Below are 13,678 nucleotides of genomic sequence, written 5' to 3'. Positions count from 1 at the left end.
CTAATTATCTCTGACTTCTGGGTGCCCGCCTTCCTGCGCGCTAGAAAATGAATCTGCATGTCCTTTAGGCGGTGGTGTCCAGCCCTTAACTTTGGAATGGGTATCATGAAGTTCAGTGTTCAGTGCCTCACCAATTAACGATTCTAGTTCAACAAAGAGTTTTAAATAGTTGTTGTCGATACGCTCTCCGCTAGCATCATCAATCCACGCGTGGTAAAGCACGTCGTTTTGCTGATCTTCAATATCTTTGTAAGCCATTTTTTGCCGTTCAACCTGGAACGGATGAACATTAAGTGAGCGCAGCGCCTGAGCACCCATTTCAAGTGCGGAGTGATAAGTTTCAGATACCACGTAGTCGGCACCTAGCTGGCGCAGCCGATAGCCGTGACCGCGATCGAAAGCGCGGGCAAGAACACGCATATTTGGATACGCATGTTTCGCGTATTTCACCATGTCTGCAGCAGTTTCTCTGTTATCAATAGCAATTATGAGCAATGCGGCATCTTCGGCACCGGCTGTATGCAAGATGTCAGGTTTCGAGGCGTCGCCGAAATAAGCTTTGGTGCCTATTTTTCTGATGAGCTCGACCTGCTCTGCGCGAATATCTAACACTACCGTATGCACATTATTGGCGACAAGTAACCGGTTTATAATTTGTCCAAAACGTCCTATGCCGGCAATGATAACGGTTCCTTTGTCATCGATAGTGTCTTCTGTACCTTGTGACCCTCTTCTTTGATAACGGGGGAGAATGACTCTATCGAAGAAAATAAACAGTCCGGGGGTAAGAAACATGGAAAGGGCTACCACCAGTGACAGTATGGCAATAATATCCTGGGGCAGTACAAAATTTTGTGACGCAAAGCTAAGTAGAACAAAGCCAAACTCACCCGCTTGAGCTAGGCTTAACGTAAGAAGCCATTTGCTACTTCCTTTAAACGAAAATATGAGGGAAATTAGAAAAAGTACCGCAGCTTTTAACCCAATTACCGACAGTGTTAACACGCCAATTAATATCGCGTTTTCGGATAACACCGAAAAGTTAATGCCAGCACCCACAGTAATAAAAAATAGCCCCAGCAGAAGGCCTTTAAACGGCTCTATATTTGCCTCTAATTCATGACGAAACTCACTATTAGCTAATACCACTCCTGCTAAAAAAGCGCCAAGGGCTGGGGATAAACCTACTAAGCCCATTAACGCAGCAATACCAATAACGAGCATAAGCGCAGTGGCAGTAAAAATTTCCCGTAAACCTGAGGAAGAGACAAATTTAAATAAAGGGCGGCTAAGGTAATGGCCACCAATTGTGACGAAGGCCACAGAACCAATAATAACTAAACCATAGGCCCACGGGGCCAGTTCATTCACCACGCTCAGGCTGTCTGAGTGGCTTTGTCCCTCTCCCTGAGATGCTGCGTTGCTTGCCACTAATTCCGGTAGGGCAAGAAGGGGAATAAGCGCCAGCATAGGGATAACGGCAATGTCTTGAAATAGTAAAACAGAGAAAGCTCCTTTGCCGCCTTCCGTTTTTTGCAGGCCCTTTTCCTGAAAGGTTTGCAGCACAATAGCTGTAGAGGAAAGAGCGAAAATCAGGCCAATAGTTAACGCGATGGTGAAGGGTTGATTAAATAGCATTGCGATGAGGGTTATCAGTAGGGTGGTGCCCCCTAGTTGCAATCCGCCCAAACCAATAAGGCGAGACTTCATTGCCCATAGGGATTTAGGCTCAAGTTCTAACCCCACTAAAAATAGCATCATTACCACGCCAAATTCAGCAAAGTGCTGAATAGTGGTGGTTTCGTCACCAACTAGTCCAAGTGTTGGCCCAATAATTAACCCTGCTATTAAATAGCCCAGAACGCTGCCTAAACCGAGCTTTTTAGCCACCGGAACGGCAATCACCGCTGCGGCCAAATAAATGAAAATGTAGAGAAAGTAAGCGGTCATTTCGACTGATTCTCCGCAGGTTCTTCAAGGATGTCTAAATCTGCAAGATTCTCAATACTTCTAGCCCGCTCTATATCAAATTGCCCTGTTGCTAAGGCGTTGAGAAGGGAGCGCCACTTCGAACGATGTTTTTCGATACGTTGCTCTCGAGAAGCAGAGCGACTGCCAAATAAGGCAAACGGAGCCAAATATGTCATGGTGGTAATGCTGGCCATTTGTTCTAGAGGTTGCAACAACTGACGGATCGTAAAGTGATTGAAGCCGTCAGACTGGTAGGCCTCTTCTTTACCTCCGGCGCTAATGGCACAAAAAAATTGCTTACCTTTAAGTGCGCTGCCACCTTTACCATAGGCAAAACCATACTCTAAAACGAGATCTTGATACTCTTTCAAAATCGAGGGCGTGGAATACCAGTAAAGTGGGAATTGAAAAATAATGACATCGTGGCTAACCAAACGCTGCTGTTCTCTTATCACATCGATATTAAAATCTGGATAGTGTGCATAAAGGTCAATAGCGGTGACATTCGATACGTTTTTAGCATCGTTAAATAGAAAAATATTCACCTCAGATTGCTGAGGTACTGGGTGTGCAAATAAAACGAGAATTCGTTTATCTTTATTAGCTATAGACGAAGTTAAAGTCTGCGAGCTTTCCATAGCAGAAGTTTCTATTGCTGGCTTTTTTATTGCTGAAGACGGCAAGGTAGCGTCGGTCATTAATATTTTCCCGAAGTGGTTGTTATAAAGCTGACTAGGGCATGCCCTGAGTAAGTGTAAACGCGAAAAATAAATGTTTTCGGCTAATTGCCCGCAATTCTTTCCCCATCACTAATTTTTAGACTAAAGTATAAATTAGATATAGTCGTAAGTAAAAAACACATAATTACAGATATTAGAGGGCACGGAATGCATTTATTGAAAAGGGGTGAAGCACATGTTCGATAAAACGTTCGAATTTTGTGCGGTAGGTTTAGCCCACGTTAGTCCAGATGGAAGCTTTATTCATGTAAACAAAAAGCTATGTGAGTTTTTAGGTTACGAGCCACATGTTCTAAAAAGTATGACTTTTCAAGAGCTTACGGTAAGTGATTATTTAAATACTGATCTCTCTAACCTTCAACAGCTTCTTGCGGGTTCTATAGATAGTTACTCTATGGAAAAGCAATACATCCGTAACGGAGGCGCAGCGGTGTGGGGTAAACTCACGGTATCTTTAGTGAGGGACAGCCGTGGCAACCCAGACTTCTTTATCTCGGTGGTTGAAGATATTGACGAAAAGAAACGTTTAGAAAGCGAGTTGTTTCAGGTTGAAGCACTGTTTAGTAAAATCGTAGATGCCTTCTCCTCCCGAACTTTCATATGGGTTGCGAGCCCAGACTTCAAAAAGCTGCATTACCTTAATGACGGCTACCATACAATTTTTGGACGCAGCGACTACGAGCTATATGCCAAACCACTGGCATTTATTAATCATGTGCACGAAGAAGATAAAATAAAGGTAATGAGTGTATTTAATCAACGTCCACTGAAAACGTGGGAACTGCAATACCGAATTTATGATGTAAACGGAAAAGTTCGCTATTTGCACGACAGAGGGAACCTTATTTTTGATGCAAAAGAGAAGCAGGCACTTATTTTAGGCACTGCAGATGATATTACCAAAGAAAAAGAGCAGCAGCAGGCATTAGAGGTCGCAATTAGTGAATTAGCCTACTTGTCTAAAACCGACCCGCTCACAGGGCTTATTAATCGCCGCGAAATATTTGAGCAACTCTCAAAAGAGATAGAGCGCATGAAGCGAGAGCAGCATGTTTCTACCTTGGTTTATATTGATTTAAACGATTTCAAACAAATAAACGACAACTACGGACATGCTGCGGGGGATCAAGCACTAAAGATCTTTGCCGAAAAAATGCAAAATAAATTGAGAGATTCCGACCGAATGGGACGTATTGGCGGTGATGAGTTTGTCGTGTTGCTTTACGGTACTCGCGCTAATGAAGTAGAGCGCTTTTTTGCGCGAATAGATAATCTTTCATTCGTACTGCACATTGATGATCACCTATCTGTTCCCATTCGTTACACAGCAGGGTGGAAAGAATGGAATGAGAGATTATCCACCGTTCAAAAATGGTTAGATGCTGCAGACCATGTAATGTATTCAATTAAAGGAGAGTCGAAACAGCGCAATCACATCAGTGAGTAGGTTATTTCGAAACTAATTCACAATAACTCATCTTCTCTAATGCTCGCGCGCCTAGCCGCGCGAGCATTTTTATACACTAGCTTTTTAGTAGCGGAAAGCTTCCCACTGCAATTCCGCGCAGCCTACTGTTTCAATTGCCATTGCTTATACCACAGCGCTATAGCGGCCCGTTCTTGCTCGGTCATACCGGTTTTATTCATAAAGGGCATATCTTTTGTTACCGAGGTACGCCTTACAATTTGAGGTGCGTAGCGCTCAATGTCTTGCCACGAGTCAAGAACCACACCCATTGGCGCAACTTTGAAGATATCATCCGTTGGATTTCGGGAGTGGCAGCTCACACAATGTTTTTCTATTAACCCCTCGACTTGAGTATTGCTGATAAGCGTTTTTGTACCTACGGCTACAGCCTCACCCACATTCAGACCTACGCCTTTTTCACCGTTGCTTGCATCGCCAGCGGTCGCATTTAAATTATCAGAGTGAGAGCCAGAGTTAGAGTCAGAGTGAGGAAGGACTTGGGAGAGTGTCGGGCTTTCTAGCGCGGCCGAACTTTGCGGCCAAGACACCCATAATGATATGGCCAGCATAGCGATTGCCCCAGAAACTAAAATACCAGGTTGTGTTTGGCCTTTGTGACGCAAATTGAAGAAGTGTCGAATCCACGCCGCAGCAGCCATAATGGCAATCAGTACCAAATAATTTTGAGGGTGTTGATACGTCATGGGGTAATGATTTGAAATCATGATAAAAAGAAGGGGGAGCGTAAAATAATTGTTGTGCAATGAACGAAGCTTGGCACTAGCGCCCCATTGTGGGTCTATGGATTGTTTAGCTGCCACCGCCGCCACCATTTTACGTTGATTGGGCATGATATTTAAAAAGACATTCCCAGCCATGATGGTGCCTATTAATGCACCAACATGGATAAATGCACCGCGCCCACTAAACCATTGCGTCGCAAAAAACGTGACCGCACAAATAAGCGCAATTAAGCAAATGCCAAAAGCGACTGGATAGTTTGCAAGTCGGCTTCTACAAGCAATTTCGTAAAGCGCTAACCCGCCAAAAATGAGGGCTAAACCTAACCCGATAGCTATATTAGGAGAAATAGCGTTTACGGATGGGTCTATCAGATAGGCAGATGCGCCAAAATAGTAAACGATAATCAGTAGTGCAAAGCCCGAAAGCCACGTTGTGTAGGCTTCCCACTTAAACCAATGAAGCGTTGTCGGCATCTGTTCAGGCCCATAGGCATATTTAGCCACCTCGTAAAAGCCGCCGCCATGAATGGCCCAAAGATCCCCTTTTATGCCTTTATCAACCTTCCACTGCGGGGGGGCTTTAAGGTTATTATCTAGCCAGATAAAATAAAACGAAGCCCCAATCCAGGCGACTCCCGCAATAACGTGAAGCCATCTAACAAACAAACTGAACCAGTCAAGCCATGGCATCTAAATTCTCCTTTTTGGAATAACAGCATTGGCCGCTAATCCATGTTTCTTCAATCATACGATCATCGCCTAAAATGCTGAGCGCAAAAAAGACGTCTTTAAACAGAGCATCCTTATCGATACGCAGCGCAGTAAGCTCATCAAACCTGGGTTCAACAACGATGAAATCGGCAGCGGTGCCCGGGTTGAGGTTACCAATTTCGTCATCTAACTTGTGGGCCGCTGCCGCGCCTTGAGTCATTAGATAAAAGCCTTCGAGAGGGCTAATAGGAGCGTTGCGCAGTTGACTGACTTTGTAAGCATCACCATAGGTTTTAAACATATTGAATGTTGTTCCAGCGCCTACATCGGTGGCAAGAGCGACGTGAACATTACTCGCTCTAGCCTGTTCCATATTAAACAAACCACTGCCTAAAAATAAATTTGATGTAGGGCAGAAAGCAATGGTGGCCCTCGCTTCGCCTAATCGCTCCCATTCTTCTTGGTTAAGGTGAATTCCGTGCCCAAATACAGCGCGCTCGCGAACGAGGTTGTACTTATCATAAACATCCAGATAGCCATTAGCGCTCGGAAATAGAGATTTAACCCACGCAATTTCATCATGGTTTTCCGACAAATGAGTCTGAATAAACACATCAGTATATTGACTCGCTAATTCGCCAATAGCAGCAAGCTGTGCATCACTGCTCGTTGGTGCGAAGCGTGGAGTAAGTGCATATTTGTTGCGCCCTTTGTTGTGCCACTCATCAATTAAATCAGCGCTTTCTCGCTGGGCCAATGCTGGCGTATCTTGTAAGTTTGACGGGCAGTGCCTGTCCATACACACTTTGCCTGCAACAATAGCCATATTGATGTCACTTGCGGCGCGGAACAGGGCCTGGCTACTCGACGCATGCACAGTGGTAAATACAAAACCGGTAGTGGTTCCATTTTTAAGAAGCTGGTTTAAAAATACTTTGGCTATATGAGCGGCATGCGCTTCATCCTCAAACGCCATCTCTGCAGGGAACGTATAGTTCTCTAGCCAGCTAAGCAGTTGGTCACCGTAATTAGCGATACTTTGAGTTTGAGGGTAGTGTAGATGACTGTCTATTAAACCCGGTAATATCCATTTGCCCGAATAATCATTTATTACAGCATCGGGATAGCGCGTGTGCATTGACAAATAGTCACCCACGTCTTGAATGGTGTTGCCCTTAACTATTAATGCACCGTCAGTGAAAATCTCAACCTTCTCATCGAAATTCAATGTTGTAGTAGGGAAGTGTGCAATGCTTGCACGCAATAGCTGTGTTGCTTCTGCGTGCTTATTTTTTAATGGCATAAACGTTAGCTGCCTCTGTAGCTGCTGAAGCCAAAGGGCGATATAAGCAGTGGTACGTGGTAGTGGCCGCCGTTTTCCTCAAGCTCAAACGCAATATCAATATGAGGATAAAAGCTTTTGCTATGGTTACTTAAAAGGTATTCCTGGCAGTGAAAACGCAGGGTGTAAGTACCGGCTTCAAACCCCTTTGCTGAGTTTTCTGCCCAGCCGTTAAATCTGCCATCGTCGTTAGTTATTCCTTCAGCAGTGCTCCCGTCGGGATAAGTAAGCGTAAGCGCTATGCCTTTTGCAGGCCTTCCGTTTGTGGTATCGAGTACATGACTTGATAATGTGTTCATATTCGTGTCCTTAATATTGCGGCTAAAACAAAAATTTAACGCCACAACTTTCGATAATCTGTGATTCAAGTTGATAAAAAAGCGTTACGCTTGCATTTATAAAACAGTGATATAAGCACCTAATTACGAAAGCGCTTTGCGCAACCTTAACAGCGTGATTTTTAGCTGCTCACCCGCAGCAATTTTTATCTCTTCATCAGTGTTATTAACGATCCGAGATTGAAGTGCTGACAGCATGGTTTCTGCTGATAACCCTGTTGCACAAATGATAAAAATAAACTTATGCTTTAAAAGATATGCCATATTCATTTCGTGCAATTGCTTGAGAGTTTCCTCAGACGCTTTTGACGTACCCGATTGCTCACCCGCTGCTATCGCCTTAGTGTTGGCAAATTTTTCTCGCAAAGAATCTACATTGCCAATCATAGGGTGGGCTTTGAAGGCCTCTAAAATGTCTTCGTTTGTGCAGGTTTCCCAAACGTTTTCGGCTTCTTGTTCCAACGCTTCTAGGCTGGTGTAAGGGCGTGCGACTACCATTCCCTCTATCCAAGCCTGAGAGGCGCAGCACTGCTCAAACCATTGGGCAGCCATTTGAGCATCTAAATTGTTTAATTCATCAAGTGTCATGTTTTACTCGTCGTCATGCTTTACTCTGTTATCCTGGCGCTCACACCTTTCATCTTGAGATGGAGGTTTTTTATCTACTGGAATCGTCTTATTGTGCAGCATAGTAATGAGTTGCGCGCTAATAGAAACCGCCACCTCAATGGGCTGTTTGCCAGGTATTGTGGGGCTGCCTATTGGCGTGTGTAATCTTGCAAGTGCAGAATCGTCAAATCCACGATGAGTGAGTTTAGTGATAAATCGCTTCGCTTTTGTTTCAGAGCCGATTAAGCCGACAAAGGGCAGTGAGGCAAATTTAAGCGCCTGTTCGGTAATTCGAAAATCTAACTGGTGGTCGTGAGTAAGAATAACTAGCCAGCTACCCGGCGGCAATTGGCTCACCTCAGAATCTGGCTCTTCTTCGACAATCACCTTTACATTGTTCGGTACATCAGTGGGGAAAAGTGATTCACGAGCGTCTATCCAGCTAATATTCACCGGCAGTTGCGCAATAATCGGGATCAGTGCTTTAGCGACATGACCTGCACCAAATACAGCAACATGCTGCTGGTTCATATTACACACATCGAATAATACCTTCACCGCGCCTCCACAGCATTGCCCTAACTTACTGCTTAACGGGTAGCTACAAAGTTCTGTATGCGGCTTTCCAGCAACAAGTAGCTCTCTTGCAGTGTGTATAGCGTGATGCTCTAAATGGCCGCCGCCGATAGTGTCGATACTTTCACAAGCGGTTACCACCATTTTACTGCCGCTTTCTCTCGGCGCAGAGCCTGCGACACTTACTACAGTAACTAATACATAGGCCTGGTTGCTTTGTTGGCAGTGTGCAATGCCCTCATGCCAAGTTTTTGAGCGCCATGACGGAGTATTCATGACACCTCCGAAGCCGAAAAAGCGTCGCCGTATTTCGAGTGTGACGTCTTTGATTCTGCTTCTGCTTGCATTGCCTCAGTGGTAGCAACAACTGCATTCAGCACTCTTTCCGGCGTGGCTGGCGTGTCCAGTTGCGGATCAATAGTGTAATTCGACAGACTTGAAATAGCGTCTTTTAGCGCGCACCACACAGATATTGCAAGCATAAACGGTGGCTCTCCTACTGCTTTGGAATGGTAAATACTGTCTTCGGCATTTTCCTTTCCAAACAGCTCAACATTAAAGTTAACGGGAGTGTCGCCAATAGCTGGGATCTTATAGGTAGCCATATTCTCACTGATCAGCTTGCCGCTATCATTCCATTTTAGGTCTTCGGTAGTTAGCCAGCCCATTCCCTGAATAAACGCCCCTTCAATTTGGCCAATATCTATAGCAGGGTTAAGGCTGTTACCAACATCGTGAATAATATCAACGCTATCTACCTTGTATTCACCAGTTAGGGTATCAATAGAGACTTCTGACATAGACACGCCATAAGCGAAGTAGAAAAACGGACGGCCTTCCCCCGTTTCGCGGTTATATGCGAGTTTCGGGGTTTTATAATAGCCGCTGGTAGACAGCGAGATACGCTCAAAATAGGCTGCTTGAACAAGTTCAGAGAACGCCATACTCTCGTCGTTTAAGCGCACAAGGCCATCTGTGAAGGTAACGTGATTTGCCAGCTCAGGTTTCCCAATTTTCGTGGCAAAGCAGGAAGCTAAACGAGCTTTCAATGTAATACAGGCATTTTGTACCGCTTTGCCGTTCATATCTGTACCGCTTGAGGCCGCGGTAGGCGAGGTGTTTGGCACTTTGTCGGTGCGCGTCGAGGTGACCTCAATCATTGATAAGTCTACCCCAAACTCGTTTGCTGCAATTTGGCCTATTTTCGTGTGTAGGCCTTGCCCCATTTCGGTTCCACCGTGGTTAACCTGAATGCTACCGTCGGTATAGATATGCACCAGAGCGCCAGCTTGATTAAGATGCTTTGAGGTAAATGAAATGCCAAACTTTACGGGAGTCAACGCCAGTCCTTTTTTAATAATAGGGCTGGTTTGGTTAAATGCTTTTATCGATTCTCGGCGTTGCCAATACTGGGCTTTTGTCTCAAGGGCTTCAATCATGTCTGGAAGTAAGTTGTGCTCTACCTCCATCCCGTAAGGTGTTTTTGAACCAGTGGTTTCACCGTAAAGATTACGCTTTCTAACTGTTAAGGGGTCTAACCCAGTATAACGCGCAATTTTATCAATCATAGCCTCTGCCATAATCATTCCCTGCGGGCCGCCGAAGCCTCTGTACGCGGTATGAGAAACCATGTTGGTTTGCAAGCGATGACCAACAATATCGCTGTCACCTAAAAAATATCCGTTGTCCGCATGAAACATGGCTCTGTCTACAATAGCATCAGAAAGATCGGGCGAATGCCCACAAATACCATTAATTTCCATGCGAGTAGCGGTGATCTTGCCTTCAGCGTTAAAGGCCACATCAAAGGCATTACTGAAAGGATGGCGTTTTCCTGTTACGTGCATGTCGACAAAGCGGGGAAGTCGCAATTTCACCGCTTGTCGGTTTCTATGCGCAAGTAATGCAGCGATACACGCCCATTGAGCTGCTTGCGTTTCTTTACCACCAAAACCACCGCCCATTCGTCGCATGTCTACCAACACACGGTGTAAGCGCACATTTAATACCTCGGACACCAACTTTTGTACTTCACTTGGATGTTGGCTAGAGGTGTAGATATTCATTCGATCTTCTTCATCAGGTACAGCTAAACTTACCTGACCTTCAAGATACATATGTTCTTGCCCACCAATATTAAGTGAACCGCTTACCTTGTGCACGGCGTTTTCAAGCTGGGTATCTGCGTCGCCTTGTCCAAAGCGATGCATTGGTCTTACGAAAGCTTGTTGTTCATGTGCTTGCTTCGGCGTAAGGATAGCGTCTTCGCACTCAACTTCTATTTGGCCTTTAAGTGCGGCCTGTCGTGCTAAATGCGCTGATGATGCAAGCACGGCAAATACGGGTTGCCCAAAAAACTTTATTTCGCCGTCAGCAAGTAGTGGATCGCCTTTGAATACTGGCCCTATATCTTTGTGACCGGGCACATCATCAATAGTCACAACGTCAATGACGCCCTCACTGGCACGCACATCATCAAGATTAATTGCAAAAATGCGACCTCGCGCGCAGTCGCTAAGACCTACTGCTGCATGCAGTGTGCCTTGAGGCTCAGTAATATCGTCAACATAATTCGCAGCGCCTTGCACTTGGCGAATCGCGCTTTCATGTTTTTCAGAAGTGTGAACGCGCCCGGTAGATTTGTCTTGTGAAGATGGGGTTATGAGTTTACGCATGATTCACCACTCGTGTCGCGATGGTATTGTCTGTTTGATGTTCAAGCCAAAAGCGATGCCATAAATTGGCTAGAACCGTATTTCTATAGGCTGCTGTTGCTCGCACATCGTCAATAGGGGAAAAGGCTGTCGACAGTATTTTCTTGCCAGTTTCTAAACAGCCCTTGCTTGCAAAAGGTTCTCCAACAAGCCCGTCATTTAATGCCTGACAGCCTTGTGGTGTAGCCGCCACGCCACCGAAACCAGCACTTATTTTTTCAATAATGCCATCGCTAATGGTGACATTAAATACAGCACACACTGCAGAAATATCGTCCTCCGCGCGCTTAGATATTTTGTAAGCGGCAAGGCGTTGATTATCTGACAGAAACGGAATTTCGATATGGCTTATCCACTCGCCGGTATTAAGTGCGGTCTGTCTGTAGCCAACAAAAAACTCTGTGATAGGGATTCGACGTTTGTCTGCGCCATTATCTGCAATAACTACTGCATTAAGGGCTATTAAAGCAGGCGGCATATCGCCAATGGGCGAGGCGTTGGCAACGTTGCCCCCCATAGTTGCTTGATTTCTTATGGGAAGTGACGCAAAACGGGTAATCAATTCTGCCAGCTGTGGAAAGTGGGCTAACAGCTTAGGTGTGATATCCATAAACGGGTTAGCTGCACCAATAACGAGAGAATGCTGTGTTTCGGTGCAGCCTTTTAGCTCGTTAATATGAGACAGGCTTATAAGCTTATCGATATTTTTTAGCTGTTGAGTAAAACTTAGGCTTAAATCTGTACTGCCCGCCACAAGCTTAGCTTCTGGGTTTTCCCGAATGGCTTGAGCAAGCTCAACTCGGTTTTGCGGCATTAAGAGACTAGTGGTGCCTATCTCACTATCATCATTTAAGTCTTTCAATAACGCTAAGGTGCGTGACGCATTTTGTGTAAAGTGATCGTCAGCAGGCTGTTCACAAGCGGCCAGAGTGGCGTCGATAATGGGGCGATAGCCTGTGCAACGACACAAATTCCCAGATAATGCATAAAGCACATCATCTCTATTTGGCGCGCTGTTGGTGTGATAAAGCGCAAACATCGACATAATAAAGCCCGGAGTGCAAAAACCACATTGAGAGCCGTGGTTGTCTACAAGCGCTTGCTGAACGGGGTGAAGCTTTTTACCTGAACTTAAATGTTCAACCAAAATTAATTGCTTGCCGTGAACGGCGCTCATTACAGTGATACAGCTATTAACCGTTCTGTAATGCAGCGACGTGTAATCAGCGTTAGGCTCAGCAAGTACAACGGTACACGCACCGCAGTCGCCGGCAGCGCAGCCCTCTTTTGTTCCTGTCTGCTTTTTGTATTCACGTATGTATTGAAGAAGAGTGAGATCGGCCCTCGCATTATCTATTTCAACGTGCTCTTGATTAATGAGGAAGCGAATCATATACACACCCTTTCGTTTTTTTCATTTTGATATCCGCTAATATAGCTGGATTTTGAATATAAAAGTAGACCATGTGGTCAATTTTTTGCTTATAAAAAAAGCCAGTAGGTTACATGGCTGTTTTTTTGCGTTCTTAAACTCAGTTACTTATCTAAGATAAGCAACATTCATGCAAATTTGACAGCAATGGCAAAAGCTTTAGGAAAAAGCATATATTTTCCGAGCGCAGAAAAATTCATGCTAACGTAAATGGCCTAAAAAAGAGTTTGCGCGTCACACTGGATTGGCACTAGAGTAGTGGCACATTTTGCAGGTTAACCGTGTGATAGCAGCGTTGTAACAGTGTTGTAAGCGAATATAAGAGAGCGTCTTACACGAATGCATTTAAAAGTTTATGCATATTATGATGTAAAGGAACGAACAAAAAATGATAAAGGCAAGAGGCTCCGAAATTGGTGTCGGGGCTGCAAATAGACGAAAAATAATTCAGGCTGCGGAAAAATGCTTTGCCCAATTTGGACTCAAAGGTACGGCAGTACAAAAAATAGCCGATGAGGCGGGCCTTCCGAAAACTAACGTACTCTACTATTTCAAATCGAAGCAAGAGCTTTATGTCGCGGTATTAGAAGAAACTCTATCGCTGTGGAACTCTCATTTTGATAAAGCAACGGTGGCTGATGATCCTGCCGATGTGCTAGCTACATATATTGCTGAAAAAATGGAAGTGTCTCGCATTCATCCTTTAGCATCTAAAATATTTGCGATGGAAATTATCAACGGTGCGCAAAATTTAAGTGGCTATTTTGATGAAGAGCACGGCCGCTGGATGGCTGGACGCGTTGCGCTGATCAACGCATGGATAAGTGAAGGTAAACTGCAGCCACTTAACCCTGAGTATCTACTTTATACTATTTGGGCAAGCACCCAGCACTATGCCGATTTCTCCGCGCAAATCACTCGCCTGCGCGGTAAAAAAATGACCAAGGCAGACTTTGAAGAAGCGACAAAAGAAGTTGTTAAGCTTGTATTGGGCGGCTGTGGTTTAGCGGTGCCATCGCAATTTATGGAGTAGG

Annotated in this window: 11 protein-coding genes; 2 read left to right on the top strand and 9 right to left on the bottom strand. The window is 44.9% G+C overall.

Annotated features, from left to right (window positions below; all coding sequences use genetic code 11):
* Both GTW09_RS02245 and GTW09_RS02240 read right to left on the bottom strand, forming a co-directional pair.
* Positions 1-1,950: a monovalent cation:proton antiporter-2 (CPA2) family protein gene (locus GTW09_RS02245; protein WP_163109709.1), complete on the bottom strand. Its 1,950-nt coding sequence runs from the start codon at positions 1,948-1,950 to the stop codon at positions 1-3.
* A complete protein-coding gene (locus tag GTW09_RS02240) occupies positions 1,947-2,609 on the bottom strand; it encodes an NAD(P)H-dependent oxidoreductase (protein ID WP_163109962.1) in 663 nt (220 codons plus the stop codon). Before GTW09_RS02240 ends, GTW09_RS02245 begins: the two co-directional genes overlap by 4 nt.
* Positions 2,610-2,886: 277 nt before the next feature.
* On the opposite strand from GTW09_RS02240, the gene GTW09_RS02235 reads away from it, so the two are divergent.
* Complete coding sequence (locus GTW09_RS02235; protein WP_163109706.1) at positions 2,887-4,158, top strand: diguanylate cyclase; 1,272 nt, start codon at positions 2,887-2,889, stop codon at positions 4,156-4,158.
* A 122-nt stretch (positions 4,159-4,280) separates the two neighbouring features.
* Here the strand turns inward: GTW09_RS02235 and GTW09_RS02230 are convergent, their stop codons facing one another.
* The 7 genes from GTW09_RS02230 to xdhA all read right to left on the bottom strand — a co-directional run bounded on the left by GTW09_RS02230 (position 4,281) and on the right by xdhA (position 12,605).
* Positions 4,281-5,612 (bottom strand): urate hydroxylase PuuD, encoded by a 1,332-nt coding sequence (locus tag GTW09_RS02230; RefSeq protein ID WP_163109703.1) that lies wholly within the window; start codon positions 5,610-5,612, stop codon positions 4,281-4,283.
* On the bottom strand, positions 5,599-6,936 hold the full coding sequence (gene guaD, locus GTW09_RS02225; RefSeq protein WP_163109700.1) for a guanine deaminase: 1,338 nt from the start codon (positions 6,934-6,936) through the stop codon (positions 5,599-5,601). Before guaD ends, GTW09_RS02230 begins: the two co-directional genes overlap by 14 nt.
* A gap of 5 nt (positions 6,937-6,941) precedes the next feature.
* Positions 6,942-7,274, bottom strand: coding sequence for a hydroxyisourate hydrolase (gene uraH / locus GTW09_RS02220; protein WP_163109697.1), 333 nt, complete (start codon positions 7,272-7,274; stop codon positions 6,942-6,944).
* A 123-nt stretch (positions 7,275-7,397) separates the two neighbouring features.
* Positions 7,398-7,901 carry a 2-oxo-4-hydroxy-4-carboxy-5-ureidoimidazoline decarboxylase gene (uraD, locus tag GTW09_RS02215; protein WP_163109694.1) on the bottom strand — a complete coding sequence of 168 codons (504 nt, stop codon included), beginning with the start codon at positions 7,899-7,901 and terminating at the stop codon, positions 7,398-7,400.
* Between the two features lie 3 nt (positions 7,902-7,904).
* Positions 7,905-8,774 carry a xanthine dehydrogenase accessory protein XdhC gene (xdhC, locus tag GTW09_RS02210; protein ID WP_163109691.1) on the bottom strand — a complete coding sequence of 290 codons (870 nt, stop codon included), beginning with the start codon at positions 8,772-8,774 and terminating at the stop codon, positions 7,905-7,907.
* Positions 8,771-11,173: a xanthine dehydrogenase molybdopterin binding subunit gene (xdhB, locus tag GTW09_RS02205; protein WP_163109688.1), complete on the bottom strand. Its 2,403-nt coding sequence runs from the start codon at positions 11,171-11,173 to the stop codon at positions 8,771-8,773. The genes xdhC and xdhB overlap by 4 nt, the downstream gene beginning before the upstream one ends.
* Complete coding sequence (xdhA, locus tag GTW09_RS02200) at positions 11,166-12,605, bottom strand: xanthine dehydrogenase small subunit (RefSeq protein ID WP_163109685.1); 1,440 nt, start codon at positions 12,603-12,605, stop codon at positions 11,166-11,168. Before xdhA ends, xdhB begins: the two co-directional genes overlap by 8 nt.
* Before the next feature lie 427 nt (positions 12,606-13,032).
* Here xdhA and GTW09_RS02195 point away from each other — a divergent pair, with 427 nt between their 5' ends.
* Positions 13,033-13,677, top strand: a complete 645-nt coding sequence (locus GTW09_RS02195; RefSeq protein WP_071979245.1) for a TetR family transcriptional regulator C-terminal domain-containing protein — start codon at positions 13,033-13,035, stop codon at positions 13,675-13,677.
* Position 13,678: the final 1 nt, after the last annotated feature.

The sequence above is a fragment of the Alteromonas hispanica genome, assembly GCF_010500915.1.
GTDB classification, from domain to species: Bacteria; Pseudomonadota; Gammaproteobacteria; order Enterobacterales; family Alteromonadaceae; genus Alteromonas; species Alteromonas hispanica.
Note: the sequence above shows the minus strand (reverse complement) of the source record. Positions and strands in the feature narration are given on the sequence as shown.

Bases quoted from the DNA above. Each gene is read 5' to 3' on its own strand.
- GTW09_RS02245 (WP_163109709.1), bottom strand. From the start codon at position 1,950: ATGACCGCTTACTTTCTCTACATTTTCATTTATTTGGCCGCAGCGGTG.
- GTW09_RS02240 (WP_163109962.1), bottom strand. From the start codon at position 2,609: ATGGAAAGCTCGCAGACTTTAACTTCGTCTATAGCTAATAAAGATAAA.
- GTW09_RS02235 (WP_163109706.1), top strand. From the start codon at position 2,887: ATGTTCGATAAAACGTTCGAATTTTGTGCGGTAGGTTTAGCCCACGTT.
- GTW09_RS02230 (WP_163109703.1), bottom strand. From the start codon at position 5,612: ATGCCATGGCTTGACTGGTTCAGTTTGTTTGTTAGATGGCTTCACGTT.
- guaD (WP_163109700.1), bottom strand. From the start codon at position 6,936: ATGCCATTAAAAAATAAGCACGCAGAAGCAACACAGCTATTGCGTGCA.
- uraH (WP_163109697.1), bottom strand. From the start codon at position 7,274: ATGAACACATTATCAAGTCATGTACTCGATACCACAAACGGAAGGCCT.
- uraD (WP_163109694.1), bottom strand. From the start codon at position 7,901: ATGACACTTGATGAATTAAACAATTTAGATGCTCAAATGGCTGCCCAA.
- xdhC (WP_163109691.1), bottom strand. From the start codon at position 8,774: ATGAATACTCCGTCATGGCGCTCAAAAACTTGGCATGAGGGCATTGCA.
- xdhB (WP_163109688.1), bottom strand. From the start codon at position 11,173: ATGCGTAAACTCATAACCCCATCTTCACAAGACAAATCTACCGGGCGC.
- xdhA (WP_163109685.1), bottom strand. From the start codon at position 12,605: ATGATTCGCTTCCTCATTAATCAAGAGCACGTTGAAATAGATAATGCG.
- GTW09_RS02195 (WP_071979245.1), top strand. From the start codon at position 13,033: ATGATAAAGGCAAGAGGCTCCGAAATTGGTGTCGGGGCTGCAAATAGA.